This window comes from Ensifer sp. ENS02, assembly GCF_014851885.1.
Classification (GTDB): Bacteria; Pseudomonadota; Alphaproteobacteria; order Rhizobiales; family Rhizobiaceae; genus Ensifer; species Ensifer adhaerens.
Window position 1 is genome coordinate 16891 of the sequence record NZ_JACVAO010000021.1, and the last position, 16147, is coordinate 33037.

The window sequence follows — 16147 nt, forward strand, 5'->3', positions numbered from 1 at the left end:
GCTGACTCGATCGTGGGCCGAACCGCAGGCTCGCAAGCGGGATCCGTCGCCAGCGAGTTCGCAATAGGAATCAACGTCGGACATCTATCGATCTGTCCTTTTTGGCATCCTGCGCGCATCGATGAAGGGAGGCGAAATCTCGCTTTCGCGACCGGCGAGGAGGTCGGCATCAGCGATCGGCTGTCGCTCTAACGTCTTGTCTACCGCCTTGCGTCGCCATTCGTTCATGTCGAGAACAAACGTGGCCCACATGCCATAGCGGGCTGCCATCGCGTATCGCTGATAGGCCAAGTACTGGCTGTTGTCGGAGTGCGGTGACGCCACACGCGCCCAGCCGACGCGAAGCATCTCTACCGCAATGTCGCGCCCGCTCGAGATGCAACGCGCCTGTGGAATTCCATCGTTGCCGTAGGCTAGGACGCTGCATTCAACCGGATTGTCGCCTACGGTCCTCTTGAGCCAGGCTTTGGCAAGTGGGCCGCAAGGTACGGGGGAAGGCGCTTTCTGCCGTTCGCGGTCGACCCATTTGGGATCAAGAGCCCATTGCGGGAGCTCGCACGCGTCGATGTCGACGAGACGAACGCGCTGCGCATATTGGGGATACCATAGGTTTCGGCCATCCATGACCGCGACCCGTCCTTTGTATACCGGGTGCGGATACACTGGAGCATCGGCCCAATCCTGCTGCTGTCGCATTGTCGTGGCCGGATCATTCACGAGATCGGCGGCGGTAGCGGGTTGAACGATTGCTGAGAGAACAGCGACTGCGGACAGATATCGCTTCATGGGCTTGCCTTCTTGTTTCGCGCATTCACCTCACGGCTCAGGAGAATGGCCGGGTGCTGCACGTCCTCGAACTGCCAGAGGCCGGCCCGCTCGTCGCGAGCACGTTGTTCGGCGACCGCATAGGGAACGTGATAGGGCAAGCCTTCACCGTTGAGCGCTGCAAAGGCATACCCGCTGGTGATCAGGACGTTCGCCAGATCAAGCCGCTGATTTCCGACGGTGGCGTAGCAGGCGACGTAGGCGGTATCATCCTTCTTCGCCACGGGGGCGCAAACGGGCCTGGTGTCCTTGATGTAAGCCGCGAGCACGGCGAGGGACGCCTCGCCGCAATCGCGTTTCTGCCCGTGGCTGTCCGTGTAAGAAGTCCCGCGCAAGCACGATTGCACGCCATAGAGCCGGAAGCGTTTGCCCTCCGCAATCCAGGTATCGCCCGTTTCCAAAGTGACGCCTGGCAGTAGATCAAAATATCCATCCGGTGCAGCTAAGACGGCTGCTGGCAACAGAGCCGATAGAATGACAAGAGCCCTTCTCATTGACCCTTCACCCTCGGATCGGCCCACATTCCGAACGAGCCCTTCTGGCCGATCTCCTGCGCCTCGACGAGATCTGGACGAACTGGCGTTCCGTCTGGCTTTTTCGCGAGGCGAAGGGCGCCTAGTGAAAGAAGCTGCTCTTCAAACATGTCGACGGAATCGAGACTGCCGGGGAAATTGTAGTAGGCGTAGCAGGTCGCGTTTTGGAGTGGCGCGCCCTCCTCGCTCACGAATGCACGGCAAAAGACGACCTTTGGGTTTTGCAGCATGGTTTGAAGCTGCTGCTGCGCAAAGTCCTTACAGGTCCCGGCGAAGTCTTCGCTGCGATTGACCATCTCCCCTTTGCAGGGTTCGAGCCCGTAGAGGTGTAGCGTCGTCTTCTCGTCTACGCGGAGATCGGTCGGCGAGACCGCCTTGAACCCGGCTGTCGTTGAATAGCCCTTTCGGTCAACGACGTTGCCGCTCCCGTCATAATACTCGATCACCAGCACGGTCTTTCCCGGTGCTGCCAGTGACTTGATGTAGTGCTTGTCGATGTCCGTGACGGACAAAGCGGGCGCTGCCATTACGCAACTTGCGAGTCCGGCGATGATGATCCGTTTCATTTTCTAGCCCTTAGCCATATTGCTTCAATCTTCTCCCGGCGAAAGGGGGTTTAAGTGCGCTCCGAAAAAGTGTAACTCTGAAGCAAATCGATGTCACGCACGCACTAACTTAAACAGTTTTCCTTTCAATCACAACACCGCAAGCTAGGCGGAAGACGATGGAAAAAAGGGCTAGAAAAGTAGGCATTTCGGGCCGAGCGACGTTTGTCGGAGCAGCCCTCGCGTCGCTTGTTGGGGGCGGAATTTCTCAAGCCAATGATGTCCTTGACATCAACAATCTCTCAAATAATACAATGACTTGGTCGGCTCAAAGCGAGCGAGAGATCGCCGCAAATTTTGAGGAGCGGTGGTCTGGGTCTGAAAGAGAATTCATCCTTGGCGCTGACGGCGTCGCAAAGCACGCATCGGGCACGCTTCAAAACCACCAGAATTTTGGGGGATCGAAGCAAATTGATGCAGATTTGAGCCATAGAGAGCCGGAAATCGATACGGCACCCGATGTAGAATTCACGCGAGTTCCGACTGGATCGCTAAACCAAATTGGCGCAGCTCAGCTGCGGGGCAACGAAGTCAAAAGCTGTGGTCCGTCTCCGCTTAGCGCCGACGAAATCAAATCTTTGGTTGTCCGGACGGCGCGCAAGTACAGCGTCGATGAAGTCTTTGCGACGGCCATTGCCTGGGTCGAAAGCGGCTTTGATCAAAGCCGCACCTCTCCCAAGGGCGCACGTGGACCGATGCAGCTCATGCCGGCCACGGCCACGCGCTTTGGCGTCAAGGACATCTGTGATCCGGCACAGAACATTGAGGGCGGCATGCAGTATCTGCGGGTGCTTCTCGATGAGTTTCAAAACCCCCTCCTCGTCGCCGCCGCCTACAACAGCGGCGAACAGCGGATCTACGAACACGGCGGCATTCCGCCCTTCCAGGAAACAGTCGGGTACGTCGCCAAGGTCGTGAACTATCAGCTCGGGCTGCCGATGCCGGCGACAACAAGCAAGTCGAGAAGCGCCGCTCAGCGAGCGGTCTCGGAGCCAAGTGACGGCGGGGACGCTGGTGTCATCGCTGTGAAAAAGACCGGCGCGTTTGTCGGCGGTGTGATGCACTTTTGAAGGAGAGAAGTATGCAGGTTGTAACGCAAGCGGGGAAGTCTCAGGCTGTAAAGCTTGCAGCCCTGATCGGTCTCGTGGCCGCAATTCAGTTGGTGGGGGCCGATATCGCCTTCGCACAGGGTGCAGGAGGCGGCGCCTTTGCGCCGCTTCAAACCGCCGTGCAGATGATCGTCGATTTCATCACCGGCCCCTTCGGCCGCCTGATGGCGATCATTGCAGTCATCGGCCTTGGTTTTCTCGCCTTCGCCGGCCGCCTTTCGTGGTTCACGGCGGGCGCGGTCGTGATCGGCATTGGCCTTGTTTTCGGTGCGCCGGCGATCGTTGACCAGATGATTTCGTCCGTCGGCGGCGGCAATTGATCATGGGCGAGTTTCAGGACGAAAGACCGGCACTGACGCCGCTGGTGATCGGGTTAACCCGGTCGCCGACCCTTTGGGGTGTGCCGTACATGGCGGTGGTGCTGATTGTCGGCATTACCATCATCGGCTGGTTGGCAACGAATCATCTTCTGGCGTTGCTCGTCGCGCCGGTCGCCTACCTTGTCCTGTTCTCGCTCTGCACCTGGGACAACAAGATCCTCGACGTGCTGCAGGTGACGTCTCGCAAGACGCCCCGCACGCCCAACAAGCGCTTTTGGGGCACCAACACTTACGGACCATAACCATGCTGAAAGTCGTCAGAGAAGAGCTTGGGTTTGGCCGGGTCGCTGGAAATGAGCGGCCCATGTCGACTCATATCCCGTATCTGCGCCATGTCTCTGATACGGTGATCGGGCTGGAAAACGGCTCACTCTTGAGCGTCATCAAACTGAGTGGGCTGTTCTTCCAGACGGAAGATCAGGCTGAGCTCAACATGCGCTCGGTCGTGCAAAACACGATGATACGGGCCCTGGGGTCCAGCCGCTATTCACTTTGGTCGACGGTGATCCGCCGAGAGGTCGAGACGGATATCGGCGGCGCGTATGATGAATCATTCTGCAACCTATTGAACAAGCGCTATATGGAGCAACTGCGCCATAAGCGCATGTTCACGAACGAAATTTACCTGACTATCGTGCGCTCCGGCATGCGGGGTGCACTTGGCGTCGGCGACACGCTGAAGAGGATCTTCGACAAGGCAAACAAGGATGCTCGGGTCCAGCAAACGCGCGAAGATGTCACGGAGCTCGAAGAGCTGATCGGCAACATAGTGCGTGATCTGCACAAGTACGGAGCCCGGGCGCTCGGCATTACCTATCGTCGCAGGAATGACGACGAGGCCAAGATTGAAGGGAAGGAGCAGGAGGAAAGGGGCGACCCCTATTCCGAGCCCTGCGAATTCTTCAATACGCTTCTGACATGCGGCGTGCCGCGCAAAATGCGTCTGCCGCGCATGGGAATCCGCAATTACGTCGGCACGTCGCGACTGCATTTCAGCAAGCGGACAATGCAGGCTCAAGCGGCGGTCGACGAAGACAGCCGTTTTGGGGCGCTGTTATCAATCAAGGAATATCCGCCCTTTACCGGCCCGGGCATGCTCGATGGCCTGTTGCAGGTGAACCACGAATTCATCCTGACGCAATCGTTCACGATCGCCGACAAGCCAATTGCGCAAGAGCGCATCAGTCGCCTCCAGCGGCAAATCCGAGCATCGGACGAATCCGGCAGTTCGGTCGAGCAGGATATCGACTTTGCGCTCAATAGCCTGATGAACCAGGAAGCCGTGTTCGGCTTCCACCATCTTTCACTTTTGTGCCTCTCTCGCGATCTGCAGGGCATAAGCCGCACGGTTTCCGAACTTGGCGCCTGCCTCACCGACATGAACATCAACTGGCTTCGCGAGGATCTGAACCTCGAAGCCGCGTTTTGGGCGCAGCTCCCCGGCAACCACAGCTACGTTGCTCGCAAGGCGATGCTTTCGAGCGCGAATTTCTCCGGCCTCTCCTCGATGCACAATTTCGCGACAGGACAGCCGGATCGCTCCCATTGGGGACTGCCGATCACCATTCTCGAAACCACGTCGCAAACCCCGTACTGGTTTAACTTCCATCGCCGCGACATCGGCCACTTCCTCGTCACCGGCCCGACAGGTTCTGGTAAGACGGTCGCGTTGACGTTCTTGCTGTCGCAGGCAATGCGCGTGTCACCGACGCCGAAGGCCGTTTTCTTCGACAAGGACCGCGGCGCGGAAATCTTCGTAAGGGCGATCGGCGGCTCCTATGAGGTGCTGTCGCCGGGAACGCCAACCGGCTTTAACCCGCTTCAGCTCGACAACACCGGTCCCAATCGCGAATTTTTGCTGCGCCTGTTGAAGGCAATGCTGCGTTCTGGCGATCGCACCGACTTCACCCAGGAAGACGACGACACGCTTGAACGGGCGATCGTCCGTCTGATGCAGGAGCCTGCGGCGGAGCGCAATCTGCCGAATCTGGCGGGTCTTCTGGTCGGCCGCTCGCGGGCGGACGCCAATGACCTTCATTCTCGCCTCCGCCCATGGATCGATGGCGAAAAGGCGTGGCTATTCAATGCGCAACATGACGTCCTCTCCTTCTCCGGTCGCAGCGTCTTCGGTTTCGATATGACGAATATCCTCTGTAACGAGGATCTTCGCGCGCCGGCGCTGATGTATCTCTATCACCGCCTGGACGAATTGCTGGACGGCAACCCGGTCATGTTCTTCATGGACGAGGGCTGGCAGCTCCTCATGGACGAGACCTTTTCGGCGTTCATCGTCGACAAAATGAAGACCATCCGTAAGCTTAACGGCATTGTGGGTTTCGGCACCCAGTCCGCCGCGGATATCGCCAAGGCGAAAGCCTCGCATACCCTGATCGAGCAGTCGGCGACCAATATTCATTTCCCGAATCCTCGGGCCGACGAAGACAGCTACATCAAGCGTTTCGGCCTGACGGCGAAGGAATTCAACTTCATCAAGAACACCCCGCCCGAAAAGCGAACTTTCCTGATCAAGCACGGCAATGACTCGGTCATCGCCCGGCTCGATCTCTCCACCATGCCCGATCTCGTGAAGGTGCTTTCCGGGCGCAAGGAGACAGTCGAGGAGTGCGCGGCGCTTCGGGAAAAATATGGCGACGAGCCCGAAAATTGGCTGGCCGAATTTTGCGGATGGGAGAAAGCCGGATGAGGAACAGTCCTGCTCTCGGCGTAATCTCTGCGCTGTGGCTCGGTGTCTCCGGGCCAGCGCTGTCGCAAGTGCCGGTCATTGACGGGGAGGTTCTCGGGACCGACACCAAACGCGACGCGACAACGACCGCAATCCAAAAGACGGATAGCGACCGTCACACGGTCAGCAAAAGCGTCACCTGCTCGATAGATCGGCCCGGCAGAAGTGGCAACGCCGCCTCGGCGGCGACCGCCAATCCGGAAATCGTCGGGCTCGTGAAGCGCGTCGCCCAAGAGGAAGGGGTTGATGAAAGCCTCTTCATGGCGCTCGTCTACCAGGAAAGTCGGTTCAATCCGTGCGCCAAGTCGCCCGTCGGCGCGATCGGTCTATCTCAGCTCATGCCTGGCACCGCGAAGGACCTCGGCGTCGATCCGCACAACATCGAGCAGAACCTTCGAGGCGGTGCGCGCTACCTCAAACAGCAGCTTCGCCGGTTCAACGGCAACGCCAATCTGGCGCTGGCCGCCTACAACGCGGGACCAGGCTATGTCCAGAAGTATGGTGGTATTCCTCCATTTAAGGAGACGCAGGGGTATGTCGCGAACATCACCCAAAAGTGGCTCCCGGCCTTCGGTGGTTCTGACGTTGCCAATATCCCGATGAATTATGGCGGCGGATCGACGTCCTTCACCGGCATGCGCGATTCCACGATCAATTCCATGGCAACGTCGCAGGCGATCGGAGAAAGCAGCGGCAACGTCGCGTCTTGGCTGCAACAACTGAGCGCAATGTCCAGCGGCACGATCCAGGACAGTTGGGACCACAACTCCGGCGCCCGCAATGCCAATCTGGAAATGATGAACCAGGTCATTCGCCTCGGCACGTCGATGGCGGACCTTATGAACTCCCGCAACGCGGTCGATCTCAGTGGCCTGTCCGGATCATCACGCACGAGCGATTTCAAGGATGACGACAACGACGATCGCGAAACGACAGGTATTTGCGATGAGCACGCGGGCCTCGAATGGAGCGCGATTGAGAAAGCTTGCGTCCAAAAGCGGGAACGCGAGGACAACGTGGAACTGATGTTGAACGCCCAATGAGGAGAATTGCCATGAAACGTTTAATTTTGACGGCGTATTCGGTGGCCGCCCTTGCGTCCTCGGGCATGGCGCAAGTCCCGGTAATCGACGCTGCCAACCTCGAGATCGCTGAGAGGACGTCGCAGACGACCGATGATATCCTCGGCACAAACAAGGAAGTGCTGAAAACGGTTCAGGAAACCCTTCAGGCTGTTACCGGAGACCGCGGAGGCGACGCCAACCAGATGCAAAACCTGGCCGTCGGCAACGGCTTTAGCGTCTCGCAGGTACCTTCGTTCGACAGCCTGATGTCGGGTGGCGTCCCGAACTTCGGCGGTATGGGCGGCGATGTCGCCAAGGTCGCAACGACCTTCATCAACGGCCTGCAACTGGTGAAAAATCTGTCCGGCCAGACGGACAGCTCGTTTTCGGGCGACAAGTCCTATGAGGAGATGGTGAACACCGTTCTTGGTGTCGCGGCCCTCGTGACGGGTTCTCAGCAGGCAGTGCAGACACGCCGGACTTCCTTTGAGCAGGCGGGCGCGAATATCGGCCAGGCCAAGGACATCAAGGGCTCCATCGACCAGAACACACAGCTTCAGGTGCAAGCCGGGCTGACGATCAATGAACTGATCGGCGTGATGAATGGTGCCGTGTCGTCTCTCCAGGCCGACAACCAAAGGCGCTTGACCGACATCTCCAACTCCAAGAAGGCCCTCAGCTACAGTGACCAGTAAAATCACCATACCAGCGAAGGTGCTTTTTCCTCTGCTGATCGCGGCCGGCCTTGCCGGCTGCTGTACAGCTGCGAAGGAAAAGACCGCGCCTTGCAAGAGACCTGCGAACCTGACCTCCTACGCGCCGGATCCGCGTCCCGAATGTGGACCGATGATGAGCATCAACGGCGACGCAGCAGCCGCCTTTGCGGCGATCGACGCAATGACGGCTGAATAGGACGATTGCGACGATGCAGGATTTCCTTGGGGCGCTGCTCGACAGAATTGAAGAGACCGGTGCGAATTTCTCCTCGCGAGCCTACGGGATCGTTGGCGACGAGGTGGTGCCGCTGCTCACCATCATGTTCATTGCATATGTGGCCTATTACGGGCTGCAGCTCTTCATGGGAACCGCCCGCGTCAGCGTCGCAGAGATCATCGGCCGCGTGGCCCGCATGCTGATCATCCTGGCCCTGATCAGGGAGTGGGACTACTTCAACACGCTTTTTTTCTCTTGGATGAATAACACGCCGGAAGATGTCGGCCGGGCGATCCTGACCGCCACGGGAACCGGTATCACGGAACCGACGAACGGCCTGTCGATGATCTGGAGAACGGCCAACGAGGCGGCTTCTGCATTCGCTGAGCAGTCCGGCTACTTCTCGGTGCTACCGTCTATGGTCGGGTTTCTGATCATGTTTGCGGTGGCGGTTTTCATTGCCGTTGCGCTGGCGATCCTGCTGCTTGCCAAGGTGATGATGTGGGTGCTGATCGGGACCGCGCCAATCTTCATTGGTTGCATGCTGTTCGAGCAGACGCGAGGTTTGGGCGTCGCCTGGTTCCAGCAAGTGTTGATGTATGCGCTGATCCCGTTGTTCGTCTATGTCGTGGCGGCATTCCTGATCGCAGCCATGGACCCGGAATTAACGAAGGTCAGCAACGCTGCAAACCAGCGTCGCCTCCAGCTCAGTGACATCTCGGCTTTCCTGCTGATCTGCGCCGCCGGTGCCTTTGTCCTCTTCAATATTCAGGTTCTCGCGCAAGGCATTACCGGAGGTGTTGCCGCCGGCATCGGCAATGCTGCGCGTGCTTTCGGCCGTTTGACGGGTATCTCCGCGCCCATCTCTGCCCTCTCGGGCGGGCAACGGCTGGCAGGGGCCGTCGGCAATGCGGGCATGCAAACGAGGGCTCGTACTCAAGAAGGCATGAGAACCAATATTCGAAACGCCGCTGCTGAGGCGATGCAGAACCGCATCAGCAACAACAGCACGCCTCGTTAAGGCGTCAAAGTAAGGGCTAGGTTTAAGGGCTAGACGAATGGCAGAAACGAATGAAGCAGTCCTCCGAAGCTATTTGCAGGACGGCGATCGGTGGGAGCAGGAAATCGTAAAGAAGGCCAAGCGCTCGCGAACGCTCGCTTGGTTCGTCTCGACGATTTTCGGTGCGATAACCTTGCTGTCATTGACGGCGCTGGTGATGCTCGTGCCGCTGAAGAGTTTCGAACCGTACATCGTCGAGGTCGACAAAAACACCGGCTATATGGAGGTCAAGACCGGCCTCACAAAGTCAGCAAACCTTACGGATCAACAGGCGGTCACTCAGGCCAGTGTCGTGCGCTACATTCGTTCGCGCGAGGGATACGATCCCTTTGCCATTGAGCAGAATTTCGGAATTGCCGCACTGCTCTCCACCGGCGATGCGGCCCGTGAGCTTCAGGAGCTCTATAGCGCGGCAAATCCGAACAACCCGGCCAGGGCCTTGGGAAAGAACAAGACTGTCATCGTCGACATCAAGTCTGTGACCTTCTCCAATGCAAGCACGGCCCTGGTGCGTTTTTCGACGATGGAGAAATCCGACACGGACTCGATCACCCGGCATTTTATCTCGGTCGTCCGCTATCGCTATACGGACACCCCGGCGACCAATGAATGGCGCTTCGAGAATCCGTTGGGCTTCCAGGTCTACAACTACCGTCGCGATCAAGAGACGGTGACACCCGGAGGCGATAAATGATCAAACGCCTCCTGCTTTCTGCGGCCTTCACGGCCGCTGTGATGACTCGCGTCCATGCTGCCCAGGCACCACGGCCGGGCTCGCTCGATTCTCGTGTCACCAGCGTCGTCTACCAGTCGAACAATGTGGTGAAGGTTTCTGCCACCTACGGCATCTCCACCATGATCATCTTTGATGAAGACGAGAAGTTCGAAACGATTTCGCTCGGCGACACCGATAGCTGGCAGGTTGCCCCTTCCGAAAAGGGCAACATTCTATTCGTGAAGCCGGTCGCGAAGAACGTCGCCACCAACATGAACGTTGTAACCACAAAGCGGATCTATTTCCTCGAGCTCAACGACCATGCCCCGGCGGACGGCAAACAAGTCTTCGGGATCCGGTTCGTCTATCCCGAAAAGGACCTGAATGCCTTGCTGCGCAAGGAAGCGGAGTACCGGGCGGCAAACCCGAACATGGCGAGTCTCGACAAGGCCAACGTCAACATCGACTATTCGTTTTCCGGCGACCCGGCGCTAAAGCCTACAATGATCTTCGACGACGGGAAGAAGACTTTCTTCAAGTTCGGCAGCCGCGTGCCGGCGATTTTTGCCGTGCAGTCGGACTTCTCCGAGACGTTGCGCAATTTCCGCAAGGAGGGCGAGTACATCGTCGTCGATGGTGTCGCGACACAATATACGCTCCGCGATGGCAACCAGTGGACCTGCATCTTCAACCTTCGCAAGCCTGACTTCGGCGCTCCAGATCCGGACATTCTCGGTCCGGCTGATGACACCACGGCGACGATACGTAGGAGGAGCGGCAACTAATGAAGCGCAGTCCCGAACTTGAGGCCATGACGACGGCCGACGAAACGGCGGTCAGCAACCGAAACGCTGGACGAAATCAAACTTTCGGCATGACCGCCCTTCTCTTGAGTGGCGCTGTGGCCGCTTACTTTGTCCTTGCGACGGCCGGTGAAAATCCGCGTGATGTCGCCGACAGCGACGAGGAATTCCAAACAACGACTTTCCGGCCTCCGTCCTTTGTGCGCGACGAAAAGCAGCCGGAACCAGAGCCCGAGCAAGAAGTCATCAACCTGCCTGCGCCTCCCGAGGTCGTCGAGGAAACCGCCGATACGACCGAGTTTAAGGTCCCAGCGCCGCCAGAGGTCATTGAAGAAGCGCCCGAGGCCGTACAGGTCGAAGCGTTTCCCGAGCGTTACAAGTCGGGCCTGATCAAGCTCGACCAGAAAGGAAACGGAAGCGGTAACGGTAGCCTGTCAGGCGAAGACGAAACCGGGCCGACCGTTGCCGGTGAGGACCGCAACAGCAAGTACTTGGCTGCGGCTGCGGGCCTTGCCGACCGGACGGCCAAGGCCCGGCAGATCGAGCGCATCGACGCGATGATACCGGAGGGAACCTTGATTCCCGGCATCCTCGAGACGGCCATCAACAGCGACCTTCCCGGCCAGATCCGCGCCATCACCTCTCATGACGTCTATTCCTTTGACGGTCGGCGCGTACTGATCCCGACGGGCACGCGCCTGATTGGCGAATATCAGTCGGAGGTGACCCGCGGACAAAAGCGCATCTTCGTCATCTGGACCAGGCTCATTCGCGATGATGGCGTTTCCGTGCGCCTCAACTCGATCGGCACGGACAGCCTGGGCCGCTCTGGCTTGACCGGTCATGTCGATAACAAGTTCCGCGAGCGGTTCGGAGCGTCGATCATGCTCTCTGTTGTCGGCGGCGCTGCCAGCTATCTAACCGGTTATGGCAGCCAGGAGGCCTCCAACGACAGCGACGATGCCGCACGGGGCGAAGAGATCGCGCGGGAGACCATCGCCCAGACCTTCAGCGACATGGCCAATACGGTTCTCAGTGAAAACCTTCGTATTCCTCCCACCATCAGCGTCAGCCAAGGCGAGCGGATCTTTGTCTACGTGCGCCAGGACCTCGATTTTAGCGCCATGTACGACGATCCGGTCACCGAAGCGATGAAGGAGATCCAACGTGAACGTCGCGGCAGGTAACACGATCAAACGCGACCCCCACTACTTCCTCAATCGCGCTCTCGAACCGATCAAGCACTTCCTTCGTGACCCGAAGGTGGTCGAAATAGCCGTCAATAAGCCAGGCCACGTTTATGTGGAGCGGTTCGGGGCCGATCATATGGAGCACCATTTGATCGAGGCCCTGACGGCCGATGAAATCCAGAATATAGGCGAGCGTGTTGCAGCGGCGACCAACCAGTTTATCAGCCGTTCCAAGCCGATCCTCAGCGCGGCGCTTTCAACCGGCGAACGGATTCAGATCGTCCTGCCGCCGGCGGCGCCCGACGGCGGCTCGATCTCGATCCGCAAGCAGGTGGTGAACAACTTCACGCTCGAGGAGTATCGCGACAACGGCTCGCTCGAAAAAGTATCTGTGGCCGTCGGCGGCCTCAGCGACATCGATCGGGAGCTGATCGGGCATCTGCGCGCGAGCCGGATTTACGATTTCATCCATACCGCCATCACTCGACGGGTCTCTATCCTAATCAGCGGCGGTACGTCATCTGGCAAGACGACCTTCCTCAATGCTTGCCTGAAGAGTGTGGATCCGTATGAACGGGTTATCACCCTCGAAGACACACGCGAGTTGCTCCCGCCCCAGCCGAATACGGTCCACCTGATCGCGTCGAAGGGTGATCAGGGCGCCGCGGACGTGACCATTCAAAACCTCCTTGAGTCATCGCTGCGCATGCGGCCGGATCGTCTTTTCGTTGGCGAAATTCGGGGCTCGGAAGCGTTCTCCTTCCTGCGCGCGATTAACACAGGCCATCCAGGCAGCATGTCCACCGTTCACGCGGATACGCCGTTGGGTGCCTATGAACAGCTCGCCATGATGATGCAACAAGCCGGCATGTCCGCGGGTTTTTCCAAGCAGAATCACATGTCTTACATCCAGATGGTCATCCCGATCGTCATCCAGCTCCGCCGTGACGGCGGCAAACGCGGCGTCTCCGAAATCTTCTTTGCCCGGGATGAGGCATGACGAAGGGGCTCCAGGCCTTTTATCTGCTCTTTTGCGTCGGCATAGCTTTCGCTGTCTGGATGCTTGGGTACGGCCTGGGTCTGCAGCTCTTCTACAAGGACGGGCGGGTTCTCGAAGCGACGATCACAAACAACCCTTTTGTTCCCATTCAGCAGTTCTGGATTTATCGCACGAGCCCTGCACTGCAGAAAGTCGCGCTTGGTTCCCTGGTGCCGGCGCTGATCGTCGCCGGTCTGATAGCCTACATCGGCCTGAAGCCGACAAGCAGCCCCTTGGGCGATGCAGCGTTTCAGGACATCGCCTCGCTTCGGCGCGGCAAATGGTTTCGCAAAAAAGGCCACATCTTCGGCCGGATAGGGCGCAGCATCCTGCGCACGAGGGACGATCGGCATCACCTGATAATCGGCCCAACGCGCTCCGGCAAAGGCGCGGGCTATGTCATCCCGAACGCCCTCATGCACGAAGGTTCGATGATCGTCACTGATCTCAAGGGCGAAGTTTTCAAGGCAACCGCGGGCTATCGCCGCCAGAATGGCAGCCAGGTTTTCCTTTTCGCGCCGGGTTCGGAAAAGACTAACCGCTACAACCCGCTCGATTTCGTCCGGACGGAGCGCGGCAATCGCACAACTGACATTCAAAACATCGCCAGCATTCTCGTGCCCGAAAACACGGAATCGGAAAACTCCGTCTGGCAAGCGACGGCGCAGCAAGTCCTTGCCGGCGTCATCAGCTACATCACCGAAAGCCCCTTCTACAAGGACCGGCGCAATCTCGGCGAGGTCAACTCCTTCTTCAACAGCGGCGTCGATCTCCAGGCACTGATGAAGTACATCAAGGAAAAAGAGCCCTACCTGTCGAAGTTCACGGTCGAGAGCTTCAATTCCTATATCGCTCTATCTGAACGCGCGGCCGCCTCGGCGCTTCTCGATATCCAGAAGGCCATGCGGCCTTTCAAAAACGAGCGGATCGTTGCTGCAACGAATGTCACCGACATGGACTTACGCGCGATGAAACGCCGGCCGATGTCGATCTACCTGGCGCCGAACATCACCGACATAACCTTGCTCCGCCCTCTCCTCACCCTGTTCGTGCAGCAAGTCATGGATATCCTCACGCTCGAGCACGACCCCAGTTCTCTTCCCGTCTATTTCCTACTCGACGAGTTCCGGCAGTTGAAGCGGATGGACGAAATCATGACGAAGCTGCCCTACGTGGCCGGCTATAACATCAAGCTCGCCTTCATCATTCAGGACCTGAAGAACCTCGACGAGATCTACGGCGAAACGTCCCGGCATTCCCTGCTCGGCAATTGCGGCTACCAACTCGTCCTCGGCGCCAATGACCAGGCCACAGCCGAATATGCATCCCGCGCGCTCGGAAAGCGTACGATCCGCTATCAGTCGGAATCCCGCACGATCGAATTGATGGGCCTGCCGCGTCGCACGAAGGTGGAACAGATCCGCGAACGTGATCTGATGATGCCGCAGGAGGTCCGGCAGATGCCGGAGAACAAGATGATCCTGCTCATCGAAGGCCAAATGCCGATCTTCGGGGAAAAGCTGCGGTTCTTCGCAACGCAGCCGTTCAAGTCGGCCGAAGCGTTTTCTCAAGGACATATCCCGCAGGTGCAGGAGGTCGAATATCTGCCCCCAAAAGCCGTTCCGGCCACGACCCCGGAATATGCCAAGGGTGGAGGCCATTCCGTCGAAGTGCTCGCGCCGAAGCCCGCGGAGCCTGAGAAACTAGAGGCGGCTGTGCCAATCGTGTCGGTTGCCGCAACACTGGACGACGCGCAAGTGGAGAAGGCTACTCCTGCGACCAAGCGAACCGTCCACAAAAACGCACTGCGACCGAAGACAAAGCCGGCGCCTGCCAAGACGGAGGATGCGTCCGCAAACCTTGGGGCCATGGAAGCTCGAATAAAGGCGATTGAGGACGGCCTGAGGCCAAAGGCCGCACAGCTCAAGGCAACGGTCGAAACGAAGGTCGAAAAGCTCGGCAGTAAGTCACCGACCGCGCGCCGCAATTACATGGACATCTTCAACACGACGATACCTGATCCCGTCGAAGTTGGGGTGGCAGGCGAATAGTAATCCATCGGTTTATAACAGGGGACACAATGGCAGAATGGCGGTGGCGAAATGGCTTCTCTACCTCTTTGCATTTGCGAGAGAGAGCTGCGGCAGCCTTGCGTACCGATCGGGAAGCGGAGGCGCGCCTTCGTGCACTTCAAGAAACGAAGGATGCGCTGGACGCCGAGGCGCGGGTCATTCTGCATATATGGAGAGTAAAGCTGTCAGAGGCTTGTCCCAGCCCGGAAGATTGCGAAGGTTTCCACTCCGCATATCGGTCGCTCACCGAGCGGCGCCTGGAACTTTTCGAGCCCTGGCAGGCCGCTAACGCGGATTTGGTATCTGCTCATCAAGACGCGAAGCGCTTGTTGCAGGAGATCAAACCACGTATCCGCATGATCTCTAATATATTAATTGCGTACCCAGGGTCGACATCGTAAAATGCGAAGGGTAGTAGCTTGCGTTCTCGCCGCGTGGCGCATTCCATTGGCCGCGAATCCACTGAGGTCATGATGTCCGATCAACTGCAGGCCAAGAAGCCAAACGCCATCGACGTTCATGTCGGCAGCCGTATCCGATTGCAGCGCGCACTAAAGGGAATGAGCCAGACGACATTGGCCGAAGGGCTTGGCATCACATTCCAGCAGGTCCAGAAATACGAAAAGGGCACAAACCGGGTTGGCTCCAGCCGGTTACTGGCCATCGCCAACATTCTCGGCGTCCCCGTGGCTTGGTTTTTCGAGGATGGACCCGTCAGTCCTCCGACGCCGCTAGGAATGGGGCCCGGATCCGGCAGGGAAATCACGGAGTTCCTGAACTCTGCCGAGGGGCTGTCGCTCAATCGCGCCTTCGCGGCGATTGAGGATGACAAGGTTCGACGGAAGGTCGTTGACCTGGTTAAAACCCTGGCGAGAGAGGCTTCTGCATAAGACCAAAAACTATCTGGCCAGTCGAGGTACCACGACGGCGATCGTCCCGTAAATTCCGAGCGGTCGCCGTCGATTGTCGAGACACATTGCGAGCGTTGAGAGTTGCTCAGCGGCCGATGGTGCGAGGGCGGCCAGGCTTCACTTACTGACCTAATAAGTAAGCCGGCACCTACAACGGCCAGAAGC

17 protein-coding genes are annotated in these 16147 nt (G+C 58.4%); 14 read left to right on the forward strand and 3 right to left on the reverse strand.

Annotated elements, in window-relative coordinates; genetic code table 11:
• Positions 1-84: 84 nt before the first annotated feature.
• The 3 genes from IB262_RS30590 to IB262_RS30600 are packed head-to-tail and all read right to left on the reverse strand — an operon-like array spanning position 85 to position 1924.
• Positions 85-786, reverse strand: coding sequence for a thermonuclease family protein (locus IB262_RS30590; RefSeq protein ID WP_192494128.1), 702 nt, complete (start codon positions 784-786; stop codon positions 85-87).
• Positions 783-1319: a thermonuclease family protein gene (locus IB262_RS30595; protein ID WP_192494129.1), complete on the reverse strand. Its 537-nt coding sequence runs from the start codon at positions 1317-1319 to the stop codon at positions 783-785. Before IB262_RS30595 ends, IB262_RS30590 begins: the two co-directional genes overlap by 4 nt.
• On the reverse strand, positions 1316-1924 hold the full coding sequence (locus tag IB262_RS30600) for a hypothetical protein (protein WP_192494130.1): 609 nt from the start codon (positions 1922-1924) through the stop codon (positions 1316-1318). The genes IB262_RS30595 and IB262_RS30600 overlap by 4 nt, the downstream gene beginning before the upstream one ends.
• A 158-nt stretch (positions 1925-2082) precedes the next feature.
• Between IB262_RS30600 and IB262_RS30605 the strand changes: the two genes are divergently transcribed.
• From IB262_RS30605 to IB262_RS30670, 14 genes are all read left to right on the forward strand, one after another.
• On the forward strand, positions 2083-3033 hold the full coding sequence (locus tag IB262_RS30605; protein WP_192494131.1) for a lytic transglycosylase domain-containing protein: 951 nt from the start codon (positions 2083-2085) through the stop codon (positions 3031-3033).
• Between the two features lie 11 nt (positions 3034-3044).
• Positions 3045-3392 (forward strand): TrbC/VirB2 family protein, encoded by a 348-nt coding sequence (locus IB262_RS30610; RefSeq protein ID WP_192494132.1) that lies wholly within the window; start codon positions 3045-3047, stop codon positions 3390-3392.
• A 2-nt stretch (positions 3393-3394) separates the two neighbouring features.
• Positions 3395-3694 (forward strand): VirB3 family type IV secretion system protein, encoded by a 300-nt coding sequence (locus IB262_RS30615; protein WP_192494133.1) that lies wholly within the window; start codon positions 3395-3397, stop codon positions 3692-3694.
• A 2-nt stretch (positions 3695-3696) separates the two neighbouring features.
• The gene (locus IB262_RS30620) at positions 3697-6156 is read left to right on the forward strand and encodes a VirB4 family type IV secretion/conjugal transfer ATPase (RefSeq protein WP_192494134.1); all 2460 of its coding nucleotides are present in this window, start codon (positions 3697-3699) and stop codon (positions 6154-6156) included.
• The gene (locus IB262_RS30625; RefSeq protein WP_192494190.1) at positions 6153-7238 is read left to right on the forward strand and encodes a lytic transglycosylase domain-containing protein; all 1086 of its coding nucleotides are present in this window, start codon (positions 6153-6155) and stop codon (positions 7236-7238) included. Before IB262_RS30620 ends, IB262_RS30625 begins: the two co-directional genes overlap by 4 nt.
• Positions 7239-7249: 11 nt before the next feature.
• Positions 7250-7954 carry a type IV secretion system protein gene (locus IB262_RS30630; RefSeq protein WP_192494135.1) on the forward strand — a complete coding sequence of 235 codons (705 nt, stop codon included), beginning with the start codon at positions 7250-7252 and terminating at the stop codon, positions 7952-7954.
• The gene (locus tag IB262_RS30635; protein WP_192494136.1) at positions 7944-8171 is read left to right on the forward strand and encodes a hypothetical protein; all 228 of its coding nucleotides are present in this window, start codon (positions 7944-7946) and stop codon (positions 8169-8171) included. Before IB262_RS30630 ends, IB262_RS30635 begins: the two co-directional genes overlap by 11 nt.
• Before the next feature lie 13 nt (positions 8172-8184).
• On the forward strand, positions 8185-9213 hold the full coding sequence (locus tag IB262_RS30640) for a type IV secretion system protein (protein WP_192494137.1): 1029 nt from the start codon (positions 8185-8187) through the stop codon (positions 9211-9213).
• A 37-nt stretch (positions 9214-9250) separates the two neighbouring features.
• Positions 9251-9946, forward strand: coding sequence for a type IV secretion system protein (locus IB262_RS30645; RefSeq protein ID WP_192494138.1), 696 nt, complete (start codon positions 9251-9253; stop codon positions 9944-9946).
• Positions 9943-10752, forward strand: a complete 810-nt coding sequence (virB9, locus tag IB262_RS30650) for a P-type conjugative transfer protein VirB9 (RefSeq protein ID WP_192494139.1) — start codon at positions 9943-9945, stop codon at positions 10750-10752. Before IB262_RS30645 ends, virB9 begins: the two co-directional genes overlap by 4 nt.
• A complete protein-coding gene (virB10, locus tag IB262_RS30655) occupies positions 10752-11957 on the forward strand; it encodes a type IV secretion system protein VirB10 (protein WP_192494140.1) in 1206 nt (401 codons plus the stop codon). The genes virB9 and virB10 overlap by 1 nt, the downstream gene beginning before the upstream one ends.
• Positions 11938-12960: a P-type DNA transfer ATPase VirB11 gene (virB11, locus tag IB262_RS30660; RefSeq protein WP_192494141.1), complete on the forward strand. Its 1023-nt coding sequence runs from the start codon at positions 11938-11940 to the stop codon at positions 12958-12960. The genes virB10 and virB11 overlap by 20 nt, the downstream gene beginning before the upstream one ends.
• Positions 12957-15050 carry a type IV secretory system conjugative DNA transfer family protein gene (locus IB262_RS30665; protein ID WP_192494142.1) on the forward strand — a complete coding sequence of 698 codons (2094 nt, stop codon included), beginning with the start codon at positions 12957-12959 and terminating at the stop codon, positions 15048-15050. Before virB11 ends, IB262_RS30665 begins: the two co-directional genes overlap by 4 nt.
• A 491-nt stretch (positions 15051-15541) precedes the next feature.
• Entirely contained in the window at positions 15542-15961 is a 420-nt protein-coding gene (locus tag IB262_RS30670) for a helix-turn-helix transcriptional regulator (protein WP_192494191.1), read from the forward strand.
• The last annotated feature ends 186 nt before the right edge of the window (positions 15962-16147 follow it).

Bases quoted from the DNA above. Each gene is read 5' to 3' on its own strand.
- IB262_RS30625 (WP_192494190.1), top strand. From the start codon at position 6,153: ATGAGGAACAGTCCTGCTCTCGGCGTAATCTCTGCGCTGTGGCTCGGT.
- IB262_RS30645 (WP_192494138.1), top strand. From the start codon at position 9,251: ATGGCAGAAACGAATGAAGCAGTCCTCCGAAGCTATTTGCAGGACGGC.
- IB262_RS30670 (WP_192494191.1), top strand. From the start codon at position 15,542: ATGATGTCCGATCAACTGCAGGCCAAGAAGCCAAACGCCATCGACGTT.
- virB10 (WP_192494140.1), top strand. From the start codon at position 10,752: ATGAAGCGCAGTCCCGAACTTGAGGCCATGACGACGGCCGACGAAACG.
- IB262_RS30595 (WP_192494129.1), bottom strand. From the start codon at position 1,319: ATGAGAAGGGCTCTTGTCATTCTATCGGCTCTGTTGCCAGCAGCCGTC.
- IB262_RS30605 (WP_192494131.1), top strand. From the start codon at position 2,083: ATGGAAAAAAGGGCTAGAAAAGTAGGCATTTCGGGCCGAGCGACGTTT.
- IB262_RS30600 (WP_192494130.1), bottom strand. From the start codon at position 1,924: ATGAAACGGATCATCATCGCCGGACTCGCAAGTTGCGTAATGGCAGCG.
- IB262_RS30620 (WP_192494134.1), top strand. From the start codon at position 3,697: ATGCTGAAAGTCGTCAGAGAAGAGCTTGGGTTTGGCCGGGTCGCTGGA.
- IB262_RS30630 (WP_192494135.1), top strand. From the start codon at position 7,250: ATGAAACGTTTAATTTTGACGGCGTATTCGGTGGCCGCCCTTGCGTCC.
- IB262_RS30665 (WP_192494142.1), top strand. From the start codon at position 12,957: ATGACGAAGGGGCTCCAGGCCTTTTATCTGCTCTTTTGCGTCGGCATA.
- IB262_RS30615 (WP_192494133.1), top strand. From the start codon at position 3,395: ATGGGCGAGTTTCAGGACGAAAGACCGGCACTGACGCCGCTGGTGATC.
- IB262_RS30590 (WP_192494128.1), bottom strand. From the start codon at position 786: ATGAAGCGATATCTGTCCGCAGTCGCTGTTCTCTCAGCAATCGTTCAA.
- virB9 (WP_192494139.1), top strand. From the start codon at position 9,943: ATGATCAAACGCCTCCTGCTTTCTGCGGCCTTCACGGCCGCTGTGATG.
- IB262_RS30640 (WP_192494137.1), top strand. From the start codon at position 8,185: ATGCAGGATTTCCTTGGGGCGCTGCTCGACAGAATTGAAGAGACCGGT.
- IB262_RS30610 (WP_192494132.1), top strand. From the start codon at position 3,045: ATGCAGGTTGTAACGCAAGCGGGGAAGTCTCAGGCTGTAAAGCTTGCA.